Genomic DNA, 24,215 nt, shown 5'->3' on the forward strand with positions numbered 1-24,215 from the left:
ACATGATCGAGGTGTTGTTCGTCCGGCACGGCCAGCCGGTGTCCGGGGTTCGCGACCCGGGACTGGCCCCCGAGGGGATCGCCGACGCACGGCGACTGGCGACCTGGCTCCGTGGGGAGCAGATCGACGCCGTGGTCACCAGTCCGTACGCCCGCGCCCGGCAGACCGCAGAGGTGCTCGCGGCGGAGCTCTCGCGGGAGATCGACGACGTCCTCGACGGTCTGCGTGAGTGGGACGACGACATCAGCCCGGAGGACTACACCGCCGTCGAGGACATGGCGGCCGACGATCCGCGCCTCCGGGCGGTGAGCACCGGGCGGTACGAGGACTATGTGCCCGGATTAGACCTGCCCCGGTTCCGGCGTCGCGCCCGTGCAGCGCTGGAGCAGATCTTCGACACCCACCGGACCGGCCGCGTCGTGGCCGTGGCCCACGGTGGGGTCCTCAACGCCGCTCTGGCCGATGTGCTGGAGATGCCCAGAACCTTCTGGCACAACCCCGCCTACACCAGCGTCGCCCGGGTCCGCCGCCTCGACTCCGGCGTCACGGTGGTCGACTCCGTCAACGACACAGCCCACCTGCGGGGCCTGCCGTTCACCGAGGCGAACGGGGACCATTCATGACCGACTCCCCGATGACGGGTTCCCCCGCGGGGTGCAACGCGCCGCTGTCCGAGCACACAGTCGACCGGCCCGCGACCGTGGCAGCGGCGAGCAAGATCATCCTGGTCCGCCACGGTCTGCCGGGCGGACCGACGGGCCCTGACCCCGGACTCGGTGAGGCAGGAATCGCGCAGGCCCGGCAACTCGGCGAATGGCTGCGCGATCGCTCGGTGGCGCAGGTGATCTCGAGCTCGTATACGCGCGCGCTCGAGACCGCCCGGCACGCGGCGCACCCTCTCGGGCTGGAGGTGGGGGTAGACCACCGGCTGCGGGAGTGGGACAGCGACCGACAGAATTACGCGACCCCCGAGGAGATCGCGGAGACCTCCCAGGGTCGGGCGTTCGCCGAGGGGCGATACGACGACTTCATCCCCGACTATGATCGGCGAGAGGCCGCGCAGCGGATGCGCAGCGCGGTGCTCGACGCGGCCGCGGCAGCCCCCGGCGAGCTCACGGTGCTGGTGTCGCACGGTGGCGTGATCAACACCTTGCTCTCCGACATCCTCGCGGCGCCCTCCCCGTTCTTCTTCGACCCGGCCTACACCTCGGTCAGCCGTATCGCGGTTCTGCATTCCGGGCGGATGGTCGTGCAATCGGTCAACGAGACGGCGCACCTCGGCTGAATCGCGTGCGGTGGACCGGCATTTGTGTCACATTCGGCACCCGAGCACCGAGCACCGAGCACCGAGCACCGAACACCTCGGACAAGGATGGACCCCATGACACCTTCTGCAGCGGGGGCGCGGCGATGATCGAGGTGCGCCCGGCTGACCGGTTCGACGATGTGGCGGTTCTCCTGGGGCCGAAAAAGCACCCGGACGCCTCGGTGTGCTGGTGCCTCAGCCACCGACTGGACTCCAAGACGAACAACTCGCTGGCGGGACCCGCCCGCGGGGAGTACGTCCGCGACCTGTGCGGGCGGGACACCGCACCGGGCGTGCTCGCCTACCTCGGACCGGAACCCGTGGGGTGGGCGGGAGTCGCTCCGCGCCGCGAGTTGCCGATCGCGCGATCACGAGTGGTGCCGACCGTCGACTCTCAGCCTGTGTGGTCGATCTTCTGCATCCGAGTCCGCCCCGGGTATCGGGGCCGGGGGGTCGCGCGGGAGCTGGTCGAGGGCGCGGTCGAGTTCGCGCGCGACCACGGCGCGCCCGCCGTCGAGGCGGTGCCCGTGGACAACGGTGTGGCGAAGGTCAACCTGACGATGGCGTTCGTGGGGTTCCGCTCCCTGTTCGAGGAGGCGGGATTCGTCAAGGTCGCCGACACGACGTCGGTGGCGGGGGGTTTCCCCCGGATCGTCATGCGTCGCCCACTCGAGTGACGCCCGCGATCGCGACGTCGCTGCGCCGGTGCAGTGAAAGGGGCCGCGCCGCTGGAGAGAAAGCGGGCGGCGCCGGTGGAGAGAAAGGGCGCGGCAGCCGGCGGCGCGGCGTTAGGCTTTCCGCTACCGCCACCTCGCGAACCGCGGAGGACGACCATGGGAACGCTGGGCTACACCGCGACCATCTCGCTCGACGGCTATGCCGCCGACGCGAACGGCGACTTCGACTGGACCGCGCCGGGCGGGGACCTGTTCAGGTTTCACGTGGAACGCATGAAATCGGTGTCGCACGAGATCCTGGGGCGGAACACCTACCAGTTGATGACCTACTGGCAGGCCGAACCCGAGGACGGATCCTGGAGCCCCGACGAGCACGAGTTCGCGCGACTGTGGCAGGACCTGACGCGCACCGCGGTGTCTTCAACGATGACCGAGGCGGACCTCGCGTCCGACCGGGACCGGCTGGTGCCGCGCCTCGAACTCTCCCGGCTCCAGCAGATCGTCGACGACGCCGCGGGAGAGGTCGAGATCTTCGGACCCACCACGGCGAGTGAGGCGATCAGCGCCGGGATGGTCGACCGGTTCAGGCTCTTCGTCGTCCCCAGGGTGGTGGGTGGCGGCCTGCGCGCACTGCCCCCGGGTGCCGGGCTCGACCTGGAGCTGGTGGAGCACCGCGTCTTCGACAACGGGGCCGCGCTCCTGCACTACAGACGTCGAGAGGCCGACCGGAGCAGCTAGCTCACCGGTGGATCCGGGCGAGCTGCTCTGCGATGGTCGCGACCGCCTGCCGGTCCATTCCAAGAAACCCGGAGAGCATCCTGCCCACGGGGATCGAGCCCACCAGCTGTTCGATAGAGGCCCCCACGGCGCCGCTCGCCTCGCCGGCGTTCGCGGCGAGCGGTCGGAACACCTCGTCGAGGATCAGCCGTGCGTCGGGGTCCGTCATCGCCTCGGAGATCGTGGAGTCGAGGTCGATCCGTACCGGGCGCGGATCCCCGTCGATCGTGACGTTCTTCTCGATCCGAATGTCCCGACTGGAGGCCGCGGCCGCGAAGACGTACTCGCCGCCCTCGACCAGCCAGCTCCCGGCCGGCTCGTCCCAGTAGGCCAGGTCCCGGCGTTCGATCAGCACGTCGAGCTGCCCGCCCTGCCCGGGTTCGAGCTCGATATGGCCGAATCCCACGAGCTCCCGTGGCGCCCGGCTTCGCACCGAGTCCGGGAGCGAGGAGTAGATCTGGACGACCTCCCGGCCCCGGTACGACCCGGTGTTGTGGACCTCGACCCGTGCCGTCCACCCCTCGTCCCACCACTCATCCCCGGCGACGACCGTCAGTGACCGGTAGTCGAAGGTCGTGTAGGACAGGCCGTGGCCGAAGGGGAACCGGACCTCCCGCCGCCGGTGGTCGTAACCGCGGTAGCCGACGAAGATGCCCTCCCCGTACCGCACGTGTGAGTCCTCGGCGGGGAAGTTGTCCCAGCTGGGGGCGTCCTCGATCCGCAGCGGGACGGTCTCGGCCAGCCGTCCGGACGGGGTGGCGTGACCGTAGAGCACACGCGCGAGCGCGCGGCCTCCGCCCTGCCCCAGCAGCGCCCCGGACAGGATCGCCGCGGCATGGGGGATCACGGGGGTCAGGTCCACCACGCAGCCGGCCGACACGATCACCACGATCCGGTCCTGCACCGCGGCGACCGCCTCGAGGAGCCGGAGCTGGTCTCCGGGGAGATCGATGTGCTGCCGGTCGACGCCCTCGGACTCCTGGTCGTCGGTCAGCCCGAGCATGAGGACGGCCACCTCGGCGTCGGACGCGATGGCCACCGCCTCGGCGAGGAGCAGGTCCTCGTCGTCGTCGTCATCCCCGAAGCCCGTGGCATGGGCGACCCCGGCGCCCCCGGCGATCCGTCGGATCTCCGTCAGCGGCACATCGACCCGCGTGGGAGTGACGTGCGAGCTGCCGCCGCCCTGGAAACGCGGCTCGCGGGCGAAGGCGCCGATCACCGCGACACCGGTGCCCGGTGAGAGGGGGAGGAGGCCGCCGTCGTTGGCGAGCAGCACGATCGAGGACTCCGCCGCCTCCCGCGCGAGCTCGTGGTGGGCGTCGTGGTCCACCGATCCCGCTCGATGCCCGGTGCCGGACCGCGCCTCCTGTCGCCCGTCCCGGGCCCGCACCGACAGGCGCGCCACGGCCGCCGCGGCCCGGTACACATGGGCCCGGTCGAGTTCGCCCTGCTCGACGGACCGGACCACGTCGGCGTCGTCGAGTCCCGCAGGTCCGGGCATCTGCAGGTCGAGCCCGGCGCGCACCGAGGCCCCCCGGTCAACCACGGCGCCCCAGTCGCTGATGACCGCTCCGTCGAAACCCCATTCGTCTCGCAGGAGCTCGGTGAGCAGCCACCTGTTCTCGGAGGCGTAGACACCGTTGAGTTTGTTGTAGGCCGTCATCACCGTCCACGGCCGGGCGTCCCGGACCACGCGTTCGAACGCCCGCAGGTAGATCTCGCGTAGGGGTCGGGGGTCGACGTCGGAGCTCGCCCGCATGCGGTCGTGCTCGGAGTTGTTGGCGGCGAAGTGCTTCACCGACGCCCCGACGCCGCCTTCCTGCAGGCCCATGACCAGCTGTCCGGCCATCACCGCGGTGAGGTGGGGGTCCTCGCTGAAGTACTCGAAGTTGCGGCCGGCCCGGGGGTCGCGCTTGATGTTGATCCCCGGACCCAACAGGACCCCCACCCCGGCGGCCATCGCCTCGGCGGCCAGCGCGGACCCGATCCGGCGGGCCAGTGCGGGGTCCCAGCTCTGCGCCAGTCCCGCGGCCGGGGGGAAGCACGTGGCCGGGTCGCTCGCACTGAGCCCCAGATGGTCCGATGCACCGGACTGGAACCGCACCCCGTGCGGGCCGTCGGTGAGGACGAGCGCGGGCACCCCCGGGAGCTCCTCGGTGCGCCAGAACGACGCACCGCTACCGAGCGCGGCCTGCTGCTCGAGGTCGAGGTCGAGGTCGAGGTCGAGGCCGAGATCGGGATCAGGTGGCGACGCGGCTGCGGACGACTCGGTGCCTGATGTCATACGGTGACCCCGTCCTGGTGCGTCGTCCAGTTGTAGCACGGGGCGCCGGTCTAGCATTCCGGTATGTCGGTCGATCTCACGGCTGTAGAGGACTGGCCGCGCCGGGGATCCGGCGCACCGGCAACCTACGACCGACGAGACCGCGGAGGGATATGACCGAGTTTCTCCTGCTCTGTGTGCCCAGCCTCGTCTATGTGGCCGTGCAGTCCCGTCGCGGGGGCCGCTCCGTCGGTGAGGCGATGCGGCTCGCGGGGGTGTCCCGGGGCGCGCCTGCGGCGTACGGATGGGCGCTGGTGCTGCTCGTCCCGCTGCTGGCGGCGGGGTGGCTCTCGCTGACCCTGGTCCCCGCCGAGGTGCTCGAGCTCCCGGGTGTGTCGGTCGCGGCGATGACGTCCTGGGGTGTCGCTGCCGCCGTGGTGCTCCGGGCTGTCGGCGAGGAGGTCTTCTTCCGAGGCCTGCTCGGCGGCGTGTTCATCCGGCGGCTCGGCTTCGGGTGGGGCAACCTGCTCCAGTCCGTGGTGTTCCTCGTGCCGCATCTCGCCCTCCTCGCGGTTGATGTCAGGCTGTGGCCACTCCTCCCGGTGCAGTTCACCGCGGGGTGGCTGCTCGGCTGGCTGCGGCACAAGACGGGAACCCTCGTACCGGGGGCGGCGGTCCACGCGGTGGCGAACGTCGCCGCGGGAGCGATCGCTGCGGGTCTCCTCGTCGCCTGAGATGGCGAAGATGTGGGAGGACGCCCGCGCGGCCGAGCGGGCGGGGGTGACCGCACGCCCGGCTTTTGTACGATGCCCCGGTGAATTCATCACCAGAACCCGTGAGCGGCAACCGCGGTCCTACCGACGTGGCCGCGGAACCCGCCGAATGGACCGAGCCGACCGAGACGGTCCCCCGGCGACGGATCATCTTCGCCTCGCTCATCGGCACGACCATCGAGTTCTACGACTTCTACATCTTCGCCACGGCCGCGGTCTCTGTCTTCCCGCTGCTCTTCTTCCACGGAGGCGACTCGGGCGCCGCCCTGCTGGCCTCCATGGCGACCTTCGGAACCGCGTTCGTCGCCCGCCCTCTGGGCTCGGTGATCTTCGGCCACTACGGGGACCGCCTGGGGCGCAAGGTCACGCTCGTGGGAGCGCTGCTCACCATGGGGATCGCGACCTTCCTCATCGGACTGCTGCCGACCATCCACCAGATCGGGCTCTGGGCCCCGGCGATGCTCACCATCCTGCGCTTCTTCCAGGGCATCGGCCTGGGCGGCGAGTGGTCGGGTGCGGCGCTCCTGGCCTCCGAGACCGCACAACCGGGCAAGCGGGCCTTCGCCGCGATGTGGCCGCAGCTGGGCGCGCCGTTCGGCTTCATCCTGGCCAACGGGCTCTTCCTGGTGCTGACCACCTGGTTCGCGTACGACTCCACGGCCAGCGATCTGTCCGATCCGTTCCTGGTGTGGGGCTGGCGCCTGCCGTTCCTGCTCTCGATCGTGATGGTGGCCGTCGGCCTCTACGTCCGTCTGCGTATCGAGGAGACCCCGGTCTTCGCCCGGGCCATCGCGGACGACCAGAGGGTCAAGACACCGGTGTCGGAGGTGTTCAGCAAGAACTGGCGGGAGATCATCCTCGGCACGTTCATCATGCTGGCCACCTACGGCCTGTTCTACCTCATGACCACGTGGATCCTGTCCTTCGCGATCGGCGGAGTGGGGACCGGCGGGTTGGGGTACGGCTACCGGTCGTTCCTGACCCTGCAGGTGCTCGCGATCATCCTGTTCGCGGTGTTCGTGCCGGTGGCGGGCCTGCTCGCCGACGCGCTCGGGCGGCGGCGGATGCTCATCGGGGTCACGCTCGCCATCATCGCCTTCGGGCTCAGCTTCGGCTGGTGGCTGGACCCCGAGGCGATCGGTACCGGCGACGACCTCGACGTGACCCGGATGCTGCTGTTCCTGTGCGTCGGAATGATCCTCATGGGCCTGACCTTCGGCCCCATGTCGGCGGTGCTCCCCGAACTGTTCCCCACCAACACCCGCTACACCGGCTCGGGAGTCGCGTACAACTTCTCGGCCATCCTCGGCGCCGCCCTGACGCCGTTCGTCGCGGTGTGGCTGGTGCAGAACTACTCGGTCGCCTACGTCGGGTACTACCTGGTGGGGCTCTCCGTGCTGACCATCATCTCGCTCGTCCTGGCCCCGGAGACCAGCAAGAAGTCTCTGTATTCGTGACCCGCGGACCCATAGGATCGGTGCGTATGAACGCAGTCTCCAGGGTCCTGTTCGGGTTGTTGATCTTCAACGGGGTCACCGCGGTCGGCGGTGGGCTCGCGCTCATGACCGGCGTGATCCCCGACGAGCCGTCGTGGGTCGAGCACACCGATTTCCCCACCGTCTACTTCGCCGGCGTGATCCTGCTCGCGATCGTGGGGGGCAGCGCCCTGGTCGCGGCGACGACGATGCTCAAGCGGAGCGCCGGATGGCAGGCGGCCAGCATCCTGTCCGGGTGGATCATGGTGGTGTGGATACTCGCGGAGATCGCCTCGATCCGCGGCTTCCATTTCCTGCAGGTGGTCTACCTGGTCACCGGGGTCGCCGTGATCTGGTGCACCCCGAGGACCCCATCCACGAGCCCCCCGAGCCCGACACCCCGGGAAGGGGCATCGGACGGGACCGGGTGAGGGCGACGACGACGAGGCACGCGGACCCCGCCGCGTCGTCCTCACCCGGAATCGCGCCTGTGCGTGGGCTCGGCGTGGGCTCAGCGTGAGCCCGTTGCGGACATCGCGCGGAAGACGTTCAGCGCCCCGAGCACGATGAGCGAGATGCCGAGCAGCCACCACAGGAAGCCGGCGCCCCACACCGGGGTGCTCAGCAGGGAGACACCGGCGAGGACCGAGATGATCGCGAACACGATCGTCACGCCCTTCGCGCCGGACTCGCCGAGTGTGAACAGGGCGGTGAACCCCTCGACGATCCACATGACGCCGATCATCACGGTGATGAAGATGGCGAGGAACGCGGCGGACTCCTGGAGCGAGACAAAGGCGTAGGCGCCGGCGATGACCCAGAGCAGCCCCAACAGGACGTGGCCCACCCGACTGCCCGTCCCGTGGCTCGTGGCGAGCAGTCCGATGGAGGCGTAGACGACACCCGCGATGATGGCGTAGACGGCGAGCACACCGGTGATGGCGACGGCGGTCTTGGCGGGCCAGAGAAGAACGGCGATGCCGAAGCCGATGGCGAGGAGGCCACCGATCAGCAGAGCGAGACGCAGGGCCTTGGAGGCCTGGGTGGCGGTGGATCGGGAGGCGGTGGAGTGGGCTGCGGTGGAAGTGGCCATTGTGGGGACCTCGCTCGGGAGAGGCGGACGATCGCGGTCGCGATCAACGGAAATTAATCTAGTCCGGTCGGGCCCGTGGTGGGGCGGGTTCGGTCGCCGCTCGACCTCGCGCCTCCGGCCGGCGCCACATCGTCGGCTCTCCGGACGCCCCACGGTCCGGTCCACCCGCGTTGTTCATCCGGCGTTCAGGCGCACGGAACTGGGGGAGAATCCTGGGATGTCATGGTGGACCGTCGCGGATCACCGCGGCCAGTCGGCATCTGAGGAGTTCACAACACAATGACCACGACCGCTCGAATCGGTACGCGTTTCCTGACCCGGGCAGCCGCCCTGGCCGTGGCCGGCGCCCTCACGCTCACGGCGTGCGCCGAGCCGGACGACGGAGGCGAGACCACGGCGGGCGGGGACGGGGTCACCGGCACGGTCACCCTGTACACCTCCGAGCCCCAGGCGAAGATCGACGAGATCATCACGGCCTTCAACGAGGAGCAGCCCGACGTCACCGTCGAGGTGTTCCGCGCCGGGACCGGTGACCTGCGCGCCCGCATCGCGGCGGAGCAGGCCACGGGGCAGATCGGCGCCGACGTGCTCCTCGCCGCCGACGTCCCGACGTTCGAGGGTTACAAGGAGCAGGACCTGTTCCGCGAGTTCACCCCGAGCGACCCCGACGCGCTCGTCGAGGTCGCGGTGGACCCCGACGGGTACTACGTGGGGACGCGGATCATCCCCACCGTGATCGCCTACAACACGAACGACGTCGATGAGCCGCCGACCTCGTGGGCCGAACTCGCCGAGCCGGAGTTCGCCGGACAGATCGTCCTGCCCAACCCGGACATCTCCGGCGCGGCCGCGTTCAACGCCTCGGCGTGGAGCCTGCGCCCGGACCTCGGCCCGGAGTGGATCCAGGCGCTGGGCGCGAACAACCCGCAGGTCGCGGAGTCGAACGGCCCGGTGGCCCAGGCGGTCGCCGAGGGATCGCGTCCGATCGGCATCGTGGTGGACTACCTCGTGCGCGACCTCGCCGCGGCGGGGTCGCCGATCGGGGTCAGCTACCCCGAGGAGGGGGTCCCGTACATCACCCAGCCGGGCGCGGTGTTCGCTGATGCCCGGGACCCTGAGGCGGCCCAGCTGTTCCTCGACTTCATCGTGTCCACGCGTGGCCAGGAGATCGCCGTCGAGCAGAACTACCTGCCGGTCCGAGACGACGTGGGTACTCCCGAGGACGCACCGTCGCTGGACCAGATCGCGCTGTTCGACCAGAACCTCGAGGCGATCGCCCAGAACCAGTCCGCCGCCGTGGCCGCGTTCAACGAGGCGATCCGCTGACGCCACGCGTCCGCCACCGTCCCCGCCCCCGAGTGCTCACGTGACCCTGCCGATCCGGATCGTCCTCTGGTCCTGGCTCCTCGGGGTCGCGGTCCTGCCCCTGGCCCTCGTCGTCTCTCTCGGGTTCGGGGCCAACCACCTGCCGCTGCTGCTCGAGGGTGGGATCGTGCAGGCCGCGGTGAACAGCGTGACCACGTCACTCGCGGCGGCGGTCGGCGCGGTCGTGATCGGCACGGTGATGGCGTTCCTGCTGGACCGGACCGACCTGGCCGGGCGCAGGCCGCTCAAGCTGCTGCTGCTCACCCCGCTGTTCGTGCCTCCGTTCATCGGCGCGATCGCGTGGACGGGCCTGGTCACCCGGGGTGGACTCATCGACCGCACGCTGGGGTTCGCGCCCTGGGACTTCTACGGGTTCTCGGGCGTGGCGTTCCTCCTGACGCTGCACAGCTATCCCGTCGCCTATTTCGTGGTGGCCGCGGCGCTGCGCAGGATCCCCGCGGACCTGGTCGAGGCCGCACGCATGGGTGGTGCCACACCCCTGCGGACCCAACTGGACGTGACGCTGCCGCTCATCCGCCCGGCGATCGCGGCGGCGTTCACGTTGACCTTCGTCAGCAGCATCGGCGACTTCGGCATCCCGATCATCGTAGGCGTCCCCGGCGGTCTCGACACACTGTCGACGATGGTCTACAGATACCTCGAGTCCGGGACCGTGGCTTCCCCGCTGCAGGTGGTCTCGCAGATCGGCATCATCCTGCTGGTGTTGGGCGTGATCGGCACTGTTCTCGACCGTCGCATTTCCAAGAGGGTCGTGGAGTTCGGCGGGTCCGGGCGGGAGTTCGACACGATGTCGCTCGGGCGGTCACGGGCCGGCGTCTCGGCCGCGGCCTGGGTCTTCGGCCTCGTCACCACCGTCGCCCCGCTGGCCGGGCTCGTGGTCAGGTCCCTCCTGCCGGCGCCCGGGGTGCCGCTGACCTTCGAGACCATGACGCTGGACAACTACGAGCGTGTGCTCACCTCCGCACAGACGATCAACGGCGCCACCAACTCGGTGGTCCTCTCGATCGGGGCCGGGGTCCTCTGCGGGATCCTCGGTCTCGCGGTGGGCCTGTTCACCACCCGGCTCGCCCGTGACGACCGGGAGCCGATGCTGTTGACGGTGCTGCTCCCGCAGGCGGTACCCGGCCTGGTCATCGCCACGGGCTGGCTCATCCTCGGCCGGTACACCGGGCTCTACAACACCGGGTGGGTGATCCTCGGTGCCTACGTCACCGCGTTCGCGGCGATCGTGGTCCAGACGGTGCGCGGACCGCTGGCCGGCATGCACTCCTCGATGGAGGAGGCCGCCAGGATCGGCGGGGCGGGACCGTTCCGGGCGCACCTCGACACGAGCGTGCGTCTGGCGTTGCCGGCCGCGGGGATCGGCGCGATCATGGTCGCGGTCACGGCCGTGCGCGAGCTGACCCTGTCGGTCCTGCTCGTCTCGCCGGGGACGCAGACCCTCGGTGTGGTGATCTTCCAGTACCAGAGGGCCGGTGACGTCAACGCCTCGTCCGCGCTCTCGGTGATCCTCATGCTGGTGGGCCTGGTGGTGCTGGCATTGTTCGGGTCGCGGTTCACCAGGTCCGACTCGGAGACAGGGAAGCTGAATGTCTGAACTCGACGCCACAGGGGTGAGCGTGCGCTTCGGCTCCACGCGTGCCCTCGATTCGGTCGACCTCCGCGTGGACGCCGGTCGGATCCTGGCCCTCGTCGGCCCGTCCGGCTCCGGCAAGTCGACGTTCCTGCGGGCGGTGGCGGGCTTCGTCACTCCGGACGCCGGCACCATCCGGGTCGGGGACCGCGTGCTGGTGGGCGACGGGGTCATGGTGCCGCCCGAGCGCCGGGGCCTGGGCATGGTCTTCCAGCACCACGCGGTGTGGCCGCACATGAGCGTCGCCGAGAACGTGGCCTACCCGCTCAGGCGCGCCCGGTGGAATCGGGCGGATCGCGAGTCGCGGGTGGCGGAGGTACTCGCGACCGTCGAACTCGGGGACTTGGCCGACCGCGCGCCGGACACCCTCTCGGGAGGGCAGCGGCAACGGGTCGCCCTGGCCCGGGCGCTGGTCGCACGGCCCTCCGTGTTGCTGCTCGACGAGGCGCTCTCGGCCCTGGACGAGCCGTTGCGGGCGAGCCTGCGACTGATGCTGCGCCGACTCGCCGCCGAGTACGAGCTCACGATGGTCCACGTGACGCACGATCGTGACGAGGCGCTGGCCATCGGCGACCAGGTCGCGGTGCTCAACCGGGGCCGACTCGTACAGGTGGGGTCGCCCGCGGAACTCGACTCCTCGCCGAACAGCGAGTTCGTGGCGCGGTTCCTGCACGACGCGACCTGCGTGGCCGGCAGCATGAGAGACGGCCGGTTCCGCTCGGACGACGGCAGGGTCGTGGTGCACCTCGACGCGCTGGACTTCCCGTCCGGGCACGTCGAGGGCCCCGCTCACCTCGCGCTCCCGCCCGACGGAGTGGAGCTCGTGGATCAGCCCACCGGCGACCGAGTTCTGCCCGTAGAGGTGGTCACCAGCCTTTACGGGCGTCGTGGTCGAACGGTGATCTGCCGGTCCGGCGAGCTCGAGCTGCGGGTGCTGACCTCGGAGATGGGCGAGGCGTCGCCGACCGCGCGCGGCGCGCGGGTGAGGCGCGGGTTCGTCTACCCCAGGTAGGCCGACCGGCCGTGACCGTCTCGGCGCACTGCGACGGTCACGGTGCAGAGTCGGTCACGGCACGCTGGCGGCCACGGTTCGGGACGTCAGTGGACTGACGCGCCTCCGTCGACCGGGATCTCCCCGCCCGAGACGTAGTAGGCCTCGTCCGAGGCCAACCAGGCGACGGCGTTGGACACGTGGATCGACTCGATCCATGCCTTGCCCATGGGGTTGAGGCCGGCGAAGGCGTCGTGGGCGTCCTCGGCCTGCGGGTCGTCCAGGTCGGGTCGGAAGAGCCCGAACGTCTTGGCGTTCTTGACCATCGGGGTGTCGATGGAGTTGGGGTGGATCGTATTGACCCTGATGCCGTGCGGGCCGAGCTCGTTGGCCAGGACCTTCATCAGGCCGACGATGCCGTGCTTGGCAGCGGTGTACGCGGCCACGTTCGCCAGGCCCTTGAAGCCGGCGAGCGAGGAGATGATGATGACCGACCCGCCCGGGCCGGCGGCGAGGAGGTGCTCGGCTGCCGCCGCATAGGTGTGCCAGACGCCGGTGAGGTTGATGTCCTGGATGTCGTTCCAGGACTGCTGCTCGATCTTGTGGGTCTCCTGTCCGAAGGTGAAGATGCCGGCGTTGGCCACGATGATGTCGACGCTCCCCAGTTCGGCGACACCGGCCGACACCGCGTCGGTGAGCGCCGGCAGGTCGCGGACGTCGGCGACCCGGGCGACGATACGGCGCCCCAGTGCCTCGACGAGGCGCACGGTCTCGTCGAGGTCCTCCCGGGTCGGCAGCTCGTAGAAGCCCTCGAGTGAGGCGATCGGTGCGCAGATGTCGACGGCGATGATGTCCGCGCCGTCCTCGGCTAGCCGCACCGCGTGACTTCGCCCCTGTCCTCGCGCCGCTCCGGTGATGAAGGCGACCTTGCCGTCCAGTGTGCTTGCCATGATCTGGTCCTCTCGGTGGAGAATTCGTGGGGGTATCCGCGGTGGTCGGCACGACGTGTCGCAGCGGCGATCACCACGGTGGCGAAGGCCTCGGGCCGATACTCGGGGAGGGAAACCGAGTCGGGGGAGGGGGAGGGGATACGGCCGAGGGTGTCGGGCGCCGATTCGTGGCTCACGGGAGTCCCGATCTGCGGCGCTCGTCGCTCCTCTGCAGTGTGGCAGGACTTCTACTGGCGCACAGTCGATCTGCTCATCAGGGCCTGTTCTTTACCGACGTCCCAGCGAGCGATCCAGACAAATTCGGGTTGTATCGGCGCGCTCGCGATGCCGGTGCTGCACGCTGAGACATGAACGCGCCTCCGTCTCCCCCTGTGTTCAGCGGTCGGTGACGACGTGGGGCACGCCACGACGGGAGCACCTATGTCCGAGCAAGTGGAGTCCTGGCACGAAGCCCGACTAATCCCCACGTCTGGAATCTCAGGCGCTGAGGAACAGGAACGTCGGGCCACCTCAGCGCTCCTGGCCGTCATGGCTGTTGTCAAGGAATTCGGCCGTGCTCTGCTGAAACCACTCGGAGCGCCCGCAGGAGTCATCGAGACCTACATCGAGGTCCCGTTCGAGTACGGAGAGAAGAAGTGTTTCCCCGATGGACTGATACGGATCCGACGGGGCAAGCTCACGTGGACCGCCCTGGTGGAGGTCAAGACCGGCCGAAGTGTTCTCGAGACCGAGCAGCTCGAGACCTACCTCGATATTGCGAGGTCCCAGGGTTTCGACGCACTCATCACTATCAGTAACGAGATCCCACCGATGCTCGGTGAGCATCCGACGAGAGTCGACAAACGCAAGATTCGCAAAGTAGCGCTGCACCACTGGTCCTGGACTCTCGTGCTTTCCACTGCGGTCCTGCAGAAGGAGCACCGAGGTGTGTCGGATCCCGAACAAGCCTGGATCCTCGGTGAGCTGATCCGCTATCTCGAGCACCCCAGGTCCGGCGCCATGGAACTGGAGGATATGGGCGCCCATTGGGTGAGCGTTCGCAACGCCGTCGCCTCGGGGACCCTGCGCCCCGGTGATCCCGGTGCCGCAGAGGTTGTGGCGCGATTCGACGGACTGCTGCGTTTTGTCACCCTGCGCCTCGGGCGACAGCTCGGGACCGACGTCGTCCAGGTTCGAAGTAGGAGAGAGGCTGCGGATCCGTCTCTCCGCGCGCAGTCGGTCCTGACCAGCCTGGTGGCTGACGGTCGGATGACTGGCGCGATCCGTATCCCGGACACCGTGGCCCCGATACACGTGACGGCCGACCTCAGGGCGTCCCAGGTCACGTGCCAGGTCGAGGTGGAGGCGCCCAAATCCAGCCGCGCGGTGACCCGTGTCAACTGGCTGATTCGCCAACTGAAGCACGCGCCCGAGGGCACGCGTATCGAGGCGTTCGTGGCCAACGCGCGTGGACCCGGCACGGCGGAGCTGCTGGGCAAGGCGAGGGAGGACCCTTCCACCCTCATTGCCGACCCCAAGAAGGAGATCAAGAAGTTCCAGGTCACGATGATTGTCCCGTTGGGCACGAAGAAGGCACGCGGGCGGGGGAGTTTCATCGACTCTGTTATCGACGTGGTCGACGACTTCTACAGTGACGTGGTCCAGCACATCAAAGGGTGGACGCCCCGTCCCCCGCAGCTGCGCGAGTTCGAGCCCGAGACCGTTCAGCCCCCGGAGATCGCATCGGTCGCCCTCTCGTCGCAGGACGGTGCGGATACCGGAGACGCCACTACGTCACCTGAGAGCGATGCGGCACGGTAGCTGCCGCTGAACGCCAGCGCTATGACGCCACGTCAAGCAGAGCTCACGACTGATCGAGGCGCGTCACCACCCCCCGGTCCCCGTCCACGCGGACGCGGTCGCCGGTCCGCAGCGTCTGCGTGGCCACCAGGGTGTTGACCACGCACGGCAGGCCGAACTCGCGCGCGACCACGGCCCCGTGGGAGACCGAGCTGCCGATGTCGGTGACCAGTGCCGCGATCACCGTGAAGTACGGCGTCCAGCCCACATCCGTGACGGGCGCGACGAGGATCTCCCCCGGCTGCACCTCGCGGGCGTCCACGATCGATCTCGCGACGCGCACCACGCCCTCCACCGACCCGCGGCTCGCGGGCCGGCCGATGATCTCGCCGCCCGCCGCCTCGCGCGGGGGCCGGGCGATCAGCGGAACCGGGCGGCCCACCGACACGTCGGGGAACTCCAGGACGTCCTGGAACGCCAGCGCCTCCCGGCGCTTGAGCGCGCTCTGCACCAGATCGCTGATCTCGCCCGACCCCTCGGCAGCGCCTTCACCCGCGGCAGCGCCTTTCCCGTCATCGTTGCCCGCCCCGACGATCCGGGCCAGCTCAGCGCGGTCGAAGAAGAACACGAGGTCGGAATCGGGCAGCCGCCCGTCGGCGGCCAGCACCTCACCGAGGTGGCGGTAGCCCCGCTTGAGCGCGTGCGCCATCAGCGCCATCTTGGCCTTGGTCTCCTCGCGGCCGCGAGCCCCTTCCTGCGCGAACCGGGCGAGCAGGCGGATGACGGGGGAGCTGGGCTCGTCCACTCCGGCATGCGCGGCGGGCCCGCTTCGCTCGGGCGAGACCTGCGCCGACCGCACCATCACCTGCATCATGGCCCCGAGCCCGTCCGGATCCTCCGCCCAGGAGGCGTCGCGCATGCACAGCTCGCGGTAACCGCGGTGACCGTGCCGGGCCAGGAACCCGCGCAGTCTCTCCCCCGTGGCGCCGTTCGAGGCACGCAGGGTGGTGACCGCGTCACCGGGTTCCGCAGCGAGGAACCCGTCGGCGATTTCGGGATCGGCGGCGATTGTGCGGACCACTGCGTCGAGCTCGGCGAGCATCATCGCGCTCTCCACTTCCGAGGCGCCGGCCATGAGCCGCGCCGCGTCGGTGCGGCCGGAGTCCTCGCTGCGGCCGGCCTTGACCGCCTGCTTGATCAGGACGCTCTCGAGGATGTTGGCGGCGACCGCGGCACGTGAGGACGAGCGCACGTGGGTCAGCGTCACGTCGCAGTACTGCTCGACCCCGGCCTCCAACTGCGCCATCACCAGCCGCGGGTCCTCGCTGGTCGGGACCTTCCAGCCGGTGATCTGCCCTTCCAGCCGCCGGATCGCGGGTCCCGCCGACAGTGCGTGGGAGGAGAGCCGGATGGTGTTGCCGAGCCTGCGCAGGAACGGTTTAGGAGGCTTGGGCACCAACTCCTCGACCACCCGCCCGCAGATCGAGGTGGAGAACTGCTCGAGCGAGTTGCCCACGATCCCCGAGCTCAGCGCCGTGCCCTCGGTGAGGTTGAGGAACATGTGCCCGGAGAAGTAACCCACCTGCAGCCATGGCTGGTCATAGCTGGCCTGGGCGCGGGCGACCACCTGGATCTTCTGCATGGCGTAATCGATCGCGAACCCCGAGACCGACGCCGTCAGTGGACAGAACGCCCCCGGCATCATCTCCCCGATGTTGCAGCGCGTGTAGACGTGGTCCTCGCCGGCCAGGGGGGAGTCCATCTCTCCCAGGTCGGCGGGCAGGGTGGTGATGGGCCTGGCCTGCAGCCACCAGAGCCTGCCGACCCGGTCGATCGCCCACTCGAGGTCCATCGGTCGGCCCCAGTGCCGCTCCGCGCGCAGGGCGCCCGACCGGATGGCCGCGATCTCCTCCGGGGACAGGACCCCCTCGTCGTCGTCGTACTCCCGGACGGCCACCCCGCCGACGGAATCCAGGACGAGGTGGTCCGGGGACGCCGATCCGTCGACCAGCGCCTCGCCCAGGCCGGGGACGGCATCGATCACCATGAGGTCGCGCCGGCCGCTGGTGGGGTCCGCGGTGAACACCACCCCGGCGGCGCGCGCGTCCACCATCTGCTGCACGACCAGGTGCATGGGTGTCGGGGAGGCCGCCGGGTCCGCGCGGTAGGACGACGCGCGGCCGGAGTCCACCGAGGCCACGCACGTGCGCACGGCGTCGACGAAGCGTTCGGCCGAGTCCACGCCCAGCACGGTGTCGTACTGGCCGGCGAACGAGTGGTCCTCGCCGTCCTCCCCGGCCGCCGAGGACCGCACGGCCACCGGCGTCGCGTCGGCGTCGGCCATGCGGTCGAACCACCGGGAGAGGTCGACGACGACGAGGTCATCCGACGCGTCCGCGATCACGAACCCCCGGGGAACGTCCAGGCCGAGGCGCCGGAGTTCGGCCAGGCCCGCGGCCTTGCCCCCGTAGCGGTCGTCGGCGACCTCGTCGAACTCGACCACTGTCGGGGTCATCGGTCGCCTCCCAGCGAATCGACGATCTCGGCCAGCGCGTCGGTTGCGATGGGCCCCGTCTGGTAGAGGCAGAGGCGGTCCGACACCCCGTCGACGCGGTCGCGGATGTGCGCGGCCACCTCGGCAGGGGAGCCACACGCGGCGATGGTGTGCAGGATGTCGTCGCTGATCAACGACGTCATCTCCTGCCAGCGGCCCTGCTTGGACATGGTGTTCAGCTCCGGCTGGAGGTCGCCCCACCCGTGGGCGTCGAGCACGGGCTTGTACGCCGGCGTGGAGCCGTAGAACGCCAGCAGGCGGCGCGTGGACACGTGGTCGTCGTCGGCCCCGGTGGCCACGGACACGATCACCTCGGGCACGACCTCGAAGCTCTCCTCGCTGCGACCGGCGGCGGCCAGCCCGGCCCGGACGGCCGGCATCGTCTTCTCGTGCAGGAACTTCTTTGACCCGAACGGCATCACCAGCAGGCCGTCGGCCACCTCCGCGGTCGCGCGGGTCAGCCGCGGGCCGAGAGCACCGAGGTAGATGGGCGGCGGGCCGTATGGGTTGGGCCCGGGCACGAAGGTGGGGGTCATGAGGGTGTGCCGGTAGTACTCGCCGCGGAAGTCCAGGCGCTCGCCGGTGGCCCAGGTGGCGAAGATGGCCCGCAGTGCCCCCACCAGCTCCTTCATTCGCTCGACGGGGCGGTCGAACTCGGCCCCGTAGCGCTTCTCGATCTGCGCCCGCACCTGCGTGCCCAACCCCAGGACGAACCGGCCCTCGCTGAGCAGCTGCAGGTCGTTGGCCTGGTGGGCCAGCTGGATGGGGTTGCGGGGGAACCCGATCGCGACGTTGGACATCACGTCCAGCCCGGGGACCTGCGAGGCCAGCACCAGGGGCGTGAACACGTCGTGCGGCCCCTCGAAGGTGAACACCCCGGACGCGCCGGCGTCCTTGAGCGCCTCCGCGCGGTGGACCACGTCGGTGGGCCCGAACAGGGCCGTCATGATCTTCATCTGCTGATGCCTCTCGCCGGATGCCTGAGGGTGTTCGCCGGATGCCGCAGGGTGCTCGCCGGGGTGGTCACCGCGCACCGTCGGTCCAGTCGGTGAAGCCCGACGGGTGGTGCGGTCCGATCACGCCGTGCTCGAACAGGCCGGCGCCCTCGCGCGTCGTCCCGTCGGCCTCCGTGCAGACGGCGTGGCCGACGTGGTCGATGAGGCTGAACGCGGCACCGGCCATCACGTCGGGGTCGGTGAGGTCGAAGCTCACCCGCTCGGTGAACCCCTCGCCCTTCCAGCTGCCGTGCGCCCAGGAGGAGTCGCCGCCGTAGCCGGAACCGAAGGCGATCGGCGAGTACAGCCGGGACTCCACGTCCAGCCGGAACCGGTCGCCGGCGCGGTTCATGAACTCCACGTGGACGCCCGTCGGGATCCGCGTCCCGGCGCGATAGTCCACGTCCACGCGCACGCCGTCGAGCTGCTCCACGCGGCCGTCCCGCCAGCGGCGCGTGCAGTCGTAGAGGCTGCGGTGGCCGTCGGGGTCCTCCTGCAGGATGAGGAACAGCTGGTAGTCGTCGAACGCCAGGGGCAGGTAGAGCCACCACATGCCGCGAAACGCGGTGTCCGGGCGGCCGGGTGGGTCCGCCTCGCCGACGGGACGGATGCCCCATGAGCGGTCCCGGGCGGCGACCGACGAGGAGTGGGTGACGTCCATCCGCTCGTCGTCGACCTCGATCCACCCCTCCCACGAGCCGAGTTGCGCGAAGCGGCTGGCCTGCAGCGTCACCCGCCGGTCGGTGAGCATCGAGTGCGGTTCCTCCATGGCGGCGGGGAACAGTCCCCGCCAGGTGAGGTCCGCCGCGATGCCCTCCGTCGGTTCCAGCGTCAGACGCAGCTCCTGCAGCGGTTCGATCACCTCGAGGGCGTATCCCCCGACGTTCGGGTGCAGGCGGTCGTCGTCGATCGCGTCGCTGAGGTGCACCGCGGTCTGCGTGTCACCCCGGCGGACCACGAAGTAGGCGTCCTTGACGCCGAGCCTGGGGTAGTACCCGATCCCGGTCAGGGCCATGAAGCGGCCCTCGCGGTCGAGCACGTTGAAGTACGACCGGTCGTAGAAGTTGCGGTCGGACGTGGCCGGCCAGGTCACCGGCGCGTGCGTCTGATGGATCGGGTACTCGTCGAGCGGGCTGAGCTTCACGGGTCTCTCCCTGATAATACGATGCGCACTGTATTGGAACTAGGGTGAACCCATGACAACAGACGGGCGCGCGGTTGGCGGGAAATCGGCCAAGTCCGCCGGGGGACGGTCTGGCGCGGGGCGGTCTGGCGCGGGGCGTCCGCGCGACGGGCGGATCGATGCCGCGGTGATCACCGCGACCAGGGAGCTCCTCCTCGAGACGGGCTATCCGGCGCTGTCCCTCTCGGCGATCGCCGCGCGCGCGGGGACGACCACCGCGGCCATCTACCGGCGGTGGTCGGGCAAGGCGCAGCTCGTCCACGAGGCCGTGCTCTCCGCGGAGACCATCATGCTGCCGGCGGATTCCGGGGACGTCCGCAGCGACATCAGGGCGCTGGTGGAGACCATCCGGTCGATGTTCGACCGGCCCGAGGTGCGGGTGGCGCTGCCCGGCCTGATCGCCGACACCGTCGCCGACCCCGAGGTCCATGATCAGATGATCGCCCGACTGGCCGGAAACCTCACCGCGTTCGAGAGCCGCTTCGGCCGGTCCCGGCGCGGCGACGACCAGCTGCCCATGCTCGCCGAGGTGGTCGCGGGCACCGTCATCTTCCGGATCCTGGTCCGCCGGGACGCCGCCCTCGACGAGGCGTGGGTGGACGAGATGACCGAGCTCATCACAGGACGTTGGCCCTCCGCCCGGCCGGCCGACGGCTGAGGTTCCGCACGCGACGGGTCAATATTTCCGCCTCCGCGGTGAACGCAGCGGCCCGGCGGGCCGTATCCCCTGTCGACAGCGGTCGCGTCCGAGCGACCGCGCACCGAGTCGCAGAGGATGATCGCGATGCCCAGCACGATGACGAACCGCACCGGAATGATGGGGGCGTGCGCCGTGACCGGCGCCGCCGCCCTGGTGGTGTCGGCAGCCCCTGCCCAGGCGAACACCGAGGTCGACCGACCTGACTCCTTCACCAGTGCGTTCTCGGTCATGGCGGTTCCCGGAGAGGTGATCGACTCCGACGGCGAGGTCTCCCCCGGCGAGGAGGGGGCGACCGGCGACTTCATGTTCTGGATCAACTCGGAGACCGAGGTGATCTGCTACGAGATCACCCTCGACGGCGTGACCGGTGAGTACGAGAGTCCTGCGGTCACCGCGACGCACATCCACGAGGCGCGCGCCGGCGAGTCCGGGCCCCCGCGGATCGCCTTTGCCGACCCGCAGCCCGTCGGCGACGATCAGCGTTACTCGGAGGGGTGCATCCAGGGGCCGTTCACCACGGGTGTCGAGGACGACGACGGCACGGACAGGGGCGCGGGCTTCTCCCTCGCGCAGATCGAGGCCGACCCCGCCGGGTTCACCGCGGATACCCATACCGAGGAGTACACCGCGGGAACGGTCCGCGGCCAGCTCATGCAGGTGCCTCTCGACGGGGTCGAGACCGGGGGCGGCGGCGCGGTCGGCGGAGCTGCCGGCGTCCCTGCCGTCGGCGCCGCTGCCGGGGCCGGGGTGGCCGCGATCGCGCTGGGTGGACTGGCGCTCTTCCTGGTGCGTCGTCCCGGGTCAGCCGTGTGACGCACGCCGTCACGCGCGGTCTGACCGGGCCGGAGCCGGTCGAATCGACCGACGGCCGTCGGCGCCGGCCCCGAGCTCTTCTGGGGTTGGCGCTGACGGCCTCGCTCGCGGCCTCCTGTGCGACGGGTGCGAGCGGCGTCGGGCAGGAGCAGTCTCCGTCGACGACCTCCCAGCCGTCGGCCGTGGCCCGGGCGGGCACGAGTGCGGAAGCGGGGGACCAGGTGTTCCGGGCGTCTCCCGCGGAACCCGTCGAACTCCGCATCCCCTCCATCGGGTTGCAGGAGGCGGTGATCGATCTGGCGATCCAGGACGACGGCACGTTGGAGGCGCCCGATGACTGGGACGACGTCGGCTGGTTCGCCGACGGCCCTCGGCCGGGCGAGCGCGGCCCCACCGTCTTCGCCGGTCACGTGGACTCGGCTTCCGGTCCCGCGGTGTTCTTCCGCGTGCTCGAGTTGGCGAGTGGCGACGTGGTCGAGGTCTCCGCGGCGGACGGGGCCGTCCACCGCTACCGGGTGGACAGGGTCGAGGATCACCCGAAGGACGAGTTCCCCACCAGGGAGGTCTTCGGACTCGCGGCGGAGGACGAGCTCCGGCTCATCACCTGCACCGGCGAGTTCGACGGCACGGACCGGCGCTACCTGGACAATCGCGTGGTCTTTGCCAGCGCGGTCGCCTGATCAGCACGGGCGCGACGTCGAGACTGCGGTACGTTCGAGCTACTGAGGGTTCCGGCAAGGAGGGTGTGGTGCGGCGACGAGAGGACGACGTCGTGGCCCGCGCGCCCTCCCCGCACTTCGACGTCGACTCGGCCTATCACGAGCACGGCCGCAGCATCTACGGCTTCGCCCACAGCTCTGTGGGCGACCAGTCGTTGGCGGAGGAATGCGTCCAGGACGTCTTCGTGCGAGCGTGGCGAGCCCGCCATTCCTATGATCCCGACCGGGCCACGCAACGGACGTGGTTGTTCGCCATCGCGCGGAACGTGGTGATCGATGCGCTGCGGGCACGCGCCCGGCGAGCGGAACCGGTGCACGACGTTCCCGAACCACTCACGACCCGCCAATCCGACACCTCACGCCTGGTGGACCGTATCGACCTGCAGGCAGCTCTGGCCCAGGTCTCGCCCGAACACCGCGAGGTGATCATCGCGGTCCAGGTCGACGGGCTGACGTACGACCAGCTCTCCGAACGCTCAGGGGTGTCGGTGGGGACACTGCGCTCGAGGATGTACTACGGGCTGAGATCCGTCCGGGAGATCATGGAAGCGGAGGAGCAGCGATGACACGTGGCGATGACCGTCGAGCGGAGCTCATCGGCGCGGCGCTGGGGGGCGACCTGACCGACGCCGAGCGGCGTGAACTCGACCTGCTCCGCCAGGAAGACCCGGAACTCGACGCCGAGCTCGCCTCGCTGGGGGACCTGGCCTCCACGCTGGGCGGTACGCGGCATCCATGGCGATCCGAAGCCCCGCCGCCGGACCTCGGCACCCGGGTGTCGGCGATGGTCGCGGCGGCGGATACAGGCCGTGCCCGGGGAGCAGACGGCGCTCTGGACGCCGAGCTCGCGGCTCGGCGTCGCCCCCACGGCATCCGGGTGTACCTCGGCCGGGCTGCCGCAGCGGTCGTCCTCGTGGCCGCCGGCGCGGTCGGCGCACTGGTCGCGCAACAGTGGACCCAGTCCCCACCCGATGGACCGCCGGGCACCCTCGGGGCGGTGGAGCCGATCGCCTTCTCAGGCCAGCCCGCTCAGAGCGAGATCACGGCTCATGTGGTGGCGCACACCTGGGGTACCGAGACCCTTCTGGAGATCGATGGCCTGCGGGAGGGCGTGAGCGTCGACGTGACCCTCGTCGATCTCGAGGGCAACGCCATCGCATCAGGTTCGTTCCTGGGCACCGAGGTCACCGTTGAGTGCGCGATGAACGCCGCCATCCTCCGGGAGGAGGTCGCGCAGATCCGGCTCACCTCCGACGACGGTTCGGTCGCTGCCGCTGCCGACCTGCCTCGCGTGAGCTGACAGATCGGGGGGGGGGGGGGAGGAGGGGGACGATCACCAGCCCTGACGGGGGACCGCGGTGTAGACCGCGACCTCGTCAGGGACCCCCTTGGCCTTGGTGAGCCGGAAGCTCCTCTTGCGGCGCGTCGCCACCCTGGACTCATCCAACCCGGGGAGGGTGGTCTCGCTCACCAGGATCTCGTCCGTGCCCGCCTTCTCAGCCAACCTGGCGGCGATGTTGACGTCCACCCCCAGGTAGTCGCCACCGATCAGTCGGGGGTGTCCGGTGTGGATGCCGGCCCGGATCCGGGGCCGCATGCCGGCGACCTCCACGCGATCGAGCCCGGCGGAACAGGCCACGACCGCGTCAAAGGCGAGCTGGGGCGAGGGGAAGACCGCCATGAGGCCGTCCCCGAGTCGCTTGACCACGTGACCGCGGTGGTTCCGCACCTCCGGTTCGGTGGCCGAAGCGACCTCTCTCAGCAGCCGTAGAGCGTCCTCGTCGCCGACGCGCATGGCCCAGTTGGAGAACCCGACGAGGTCGGTGAACACGATGGTCACCTCGCTCCCGCTGCCACCTCGGCCGGACCGTTGGGTCAGGGCGTGCCACACCTGCAACCCGCCCAGGGACAACTCGCGCGAGGCGGTGGGCTGCTCGTCGAACAGGCGGCCGGCCACGCGGGCGATCGTCCCCGCGCTGTCCCGGCCCGCGGCCGAGAGCGGATCGCCGAACCCCGAGTCGCCGGGCAGGGCCCGCCGGGCGCGGCGCAGCGCCTCGACCGCGGAGGGGTGTCTGTTGATATCGCGGGCGCCCGCTGCGATTCGGGCGGCGGACGCGCGCGCCCGCTCCCACCGAGGGTTCGACATGC

Annotated in this window: 23 protein-coding genes; 16 read left to right on the forward strand and 7 right to left on the reverse strand. The window is 70.1% G+C overall.

What is annotated here, in order from left to right:
• Positions 1–2 precede the first annotated feature (2 nt).
• The 4 genes from ABIE38_RS17740 (at position 3) to ABIE38_RS17755 (ending at position 2,721) form a co-directional block, all read left to right on the forward strand.
• Positions 3–623 (forward strand): histidine phosphatase family protein, encoded by a 621-nt coding sequence (locus tag ABIE38_RS17740; RefSeq protein ID WP_354058602.1) that lies wholly within the window; start codon positions 3–5, stop codon positions 621–623.
• Complete coding sequence (locus ABIE38_RS17745; RefSeq protein WP_354058543.1) at positions 620–1,285, forward strand: histidine phosphatase family protein; 666 nt, start codon at positions 620–622, stop codon at positions 1,283–1,285. Before ABIE38_RS17740 ends, ABIE38_RS17745 begins: the two co-directional genes overlap by 4 nt.
• A 125-nt stretch (positions 1,286–1,410) precedes the next feature.
• On the forward strand, positions 1,411–1,983 hold the full coding sequence (locus ABIE38_RS17750; RefSeq protein WP_354058545.1) for a GNAT family N-acetyltransferase: 573 nt from the start codon (positions 1,411–1,413) through the stop codon (positions 1,981–1,983).
• A gap of 156 nt (positions 1,984–2,139) precedes the next feature.
• A complete protein-coding gene (locus tag ABIE38_RS17755; protein WP_354058547.1) occupies positions 2,140–2,721 on the forward strand; it encodes a dihydrofolate reductase family protein in 582 nt (193 codons plus the stop codon).
• A 1-nt stretch (position 2,722) separates the two neighbouring features.
• Here the strand turns inward: ABIE38_RS17755 and ABIE38_RS17760 are convergent, their stop codons facing one another.
• Positions 2,723–5,044, reverse strand: coding sequence for a glycoside hydrolase family 3 C-terminal domain-containing protein (locus ABIE38_RS17760; protein WP_354058548.1), 2,322 nt, complete (start codon positions 5,042–5,044; stop codon positions 2,723–2,725).
• A gap of 152 nt (positions 5,045–5,196) precedes the next feature.
• Here ABIE38_RS17760 and ABIE38_RS17765 point away from each other — a divergent pair, with 152 nt between their 5' ends.
• From ABIE38_RS17765 to ABIE38_RS17775, 3 genes are all read left to right on the forward strand, one after another.
• Positions 5,197–5,757 carry a CPBP family intramembrane glutamic endopeptidase gene (locus tag ABIE38_RS17765; RefSeq protein WP_354058550.1) on the forward strand — a complete coding sequence of 187 codons (561 nt, stop codon included), beginning with the start codon at positions 5,197–5,199 and terminating at the stop codon, positions 5,755–5,757.
• Positions 5,758–5,885: 128 nt separating this feature from the next.
• The gene (locus tag ABIE38_RS17770; RefSeq protein WP_354058604.1) at positions 5,886–7,253 is read left to right on the forward strand and encodes an MFS transporter; all 1,368 of its coding nucleotides are present in this window, start codon (positions 5,886–5,888) and stop codon (positions 7,251–7,253) included.
• A gap of 26 nt (positions 7,254–7,279) precedes the next feature.
• Positions 7,280–7,702, forward strand: coding sequence for a hypothetical protein (locus ABIE38_RS17775; RefSeq protein ID WP_354058552.1), 423 nt, complete (start codon positions 7,280–7,282; stop codon positions 7,700–7,702).
• An 80-nt stretch (positions 7,703–7,782) separates the two neighbouring features.
• Here ABIE38_RS17775 and ABIE38_RS17780 read toward each other — a convergent pair whose 3' ends face one another.
• Positions 7,783–8,364, reverse strand: coding sequence for an HdeD family acid-resistance protein (locus ABIE38_RS17780; protein WP_354058554.1), 582 nt, complete (start codon positions 8,362–8,364; stop codon positions 7,783–7,785).
• Positions 8,365–8,643: 279 nt separating this feature from the next.
• Between ABIE38_RS17780 and ABIE38_RS17785 the strand changes: the two genes are divergently transcribed.
• The 3 genes from ABIE38_RS17785 to ABIE38_RS17795 are packed head-to-tail and all read left to right on the forward strand — an operon-like array spanning position 8,644 to position 12,395.
• Complete coding sequence (locus tag ABIE38_RS17785; RefSeq protein ID WP_354058556.1) at positions 8,644–9,690, forward strand: ABC transporter substrate-binding protein; 1,047 nt, start codon at positions 8,644–8,646, stop codon at positions 9,688–9,690.
• A gap of 40 nt (positions 9,691–9,730) precedes the next feature.
• Positions 9,731–11,347 carry an ABC transporter permease gene (locus tag ABIE38_RS17790; RefSeq protein WP_354058558.1) on the forward strand — a complete coding sequence of 539 codons (1,617 nt, stop codon included), beginning with the start codon at positions 9,731–9,733 and terminating at the stop codon, positions 11,345–11,347.
• A complete protein-coding gene (locus ABIE38_RS17795) occupies positions 11,340–12,395 on the forward strand; it encodes an ABC transporter ATP-binding protein (protein ID WP_354058560.1) in 1,056 nt (351 codons plus the stop codon). The genes ABIE38_RS17790 and ABIE38_RS17795 overlap by 8 nt, the downstream gene beginning before the upstream one ends.
• An 86-nt stretch (positions 12,396–12,481) precedes the next feature.
• Here ABIE38_RS17795 and ABIE38_RS17800 read toward each other — a convergent pair whose 3' ends face one another.
• Positions 12,482–13,324 (reverse strand): mycofactocin-coupled SDR family oxidoreductase, encoded by an 843-nt coding sequence (locus tag ABIE38_RS17800; protein ID WP_354058562.1) that lies wholly within the window; start codon positions 13,322–13,324, stop codon positions 12,482–12,484.
• A 420-nt stretch (positions 13,325–13,744) separates the two neighbouring features.
• Between ABIE38_RS17800 and ABIE38_RS17805 the strand changes: the two genes are divergently transcribed.
• Positions 13,745–15,124: a hypothetical protein gene (locus tag ABIE38_RS17805; protein ID WP_354058564.1), complete on the forward strand. Its 1,380-nt coding sequence runs from the start codon at positions 13,745–13,747 to the stop codon at positions 15,122–15,124.
• A 43-nt stretch (positions 15,125–15,167) separates the two neighbouring features.
• Here ABIE38_RS17805 and ABIE38_RS17810 read toward each other — a convergent pair whose 3' ends face one another.
• The 3 genes from ABIE38_RS17810 to ABIE38_RS17820 form a co-directional block, all read right to left on the reverse strand.
• Positions 15,168–17,618 carry a PEP/pyruvate-binding domain-containing protein gene (locus ABIE38_RS17810; protein ID WP_354058566.1) on the reverse strand — a complete coding sequence of 817 codons (2,451 nt, stop codon included), beginning with the start codon at positions 17,616–17,618 and terminating at the stop codon, positions 15,168–15,170.
• Positions 17,615–18,613 (reverse strand): TIGR03617 family F420-dependent LLM class oxidoreductase, encoded by a 999-nt coding sequence (locus tag ABIE38_RS17815; protein ID WP_354058568.1) that lies wholly within the window; start codon positions 18,611–18,613, stop codon positions 17,615–17,617. The genes ABIE38_RS17810 and ABIE38_RS17815 overlap by 4 nt, the downstream gene beginning before the upstream one ends.
• Before the next feature lie 67 nt (positions 18,614–18,680).
• The gene (locus ABIE38_RS17820) at positions 18,681–19,796 is read right to left on the reverse strand and encodes an Rv3169 family protein (RefSeq protein WP_354058570.1); all 1,116 of its coding nucleotides are present in this window, start codon (positions 19,794–19,796) and stop codon (positions 18,681–18,683) included.
• A gap of 52 nt (positions 19,797–19,848) precedes the next feature.
• On the opposite strand from ABIE38_RS17820, the gene ABIE38_RS17825 reads away from it, so the two are divergent.
• From ABIE38_RS17825 to ABIE38_RS17845, 5 genes are all read left to right on the forward strand, one after another.
• Positions 19,849–20,493 carry a TetR-like C-terminal domain-containing protein gene (locus ABIE38_RS17825; protein WP_502914802.1) on the forward strand — a complete coding sequence of 215 codons (645 nt, stop codon included), beginning with the start codon at positions 19,849–19,851 and terminating at the stop codon, positions 20,491–20,493.
• A gap of 126 nt (positions 20,494–20,619) precedes the next feature.
• Positions 20,620–21,348, forward strand: a complete 729-nt coding sequence (locus ABIE38_RS17830; RefSeq protein ID WP_354058574.1) for a CHRD domain-containing protein — start codon at positions 20,620–20,622, stop codon at positions 21,346–21,348.
• On the forward strand, positions 21,345–22,028 hold the full coding sequence (locus tag ABIE38_RS17835) for a class F sortase (RefSeq protein ID WP_354058576.1): 684 nt from the start codon (positions 21,345–21,347) through the stop codon (positions 22,026–22,028). The genes ABIE38_RS17830 and ABIE38_RS17835 overlap by 4 nt, the downstream gene beginning before the upstream one ends.
• A gap of 68 nt (positions 22,029–22,096) precedes the next feature.
• Entirely contained in the window at positions 22,097–22,633 is a 537-nt protein-coding gene (locus tag ABIE38_RS17840) for an RNA polymerase sigma factor (protein ID WP_354058578.1), read from the forward strand.
• Positions 22,630–23,367, forward strand: coding sequence for a hypothetical protein (locus ABIE38_RS17845; protein WP_354058580.1), 738 nt, complete (start codon positions 22,630–22,632; stop codon positions 23,365–23,367). The genes ABIE38_RS17840 and ABIE38_RS17845 overlap by 4 nt, the downstream gene beginning before the upstream one ends.
• A gap of 33 nt (positions 23,368–23,400) precedes the next feature.
• Here ABIE38_RS17845 and ABIE38_RS17850 read toward each other — a convergent pair whose 3' ends face one another.
• Positions 23,401–24,213, reverse strand: coding sequence for an adenylate/guanylate cyclase domain-containing protein (locus ABIE38_RS17850; protein ID WP_354058582.1), 813 nt, complete (start codon positions 24,211–24,213; stop codon positions 23,401–23,403).
• Positions 24,214–24,215: the final 2 nt, after the last annotated feature.

This window comes from Dietzia sp. 2505, from assembly GCF_040546785.1.
In the GTDB taxonomy this organism is placed as follows: Bacteria; Actinomycetota; Actinomycetes; order Mycobacteriales; family Mycobacteriaceae; genus Dietzia.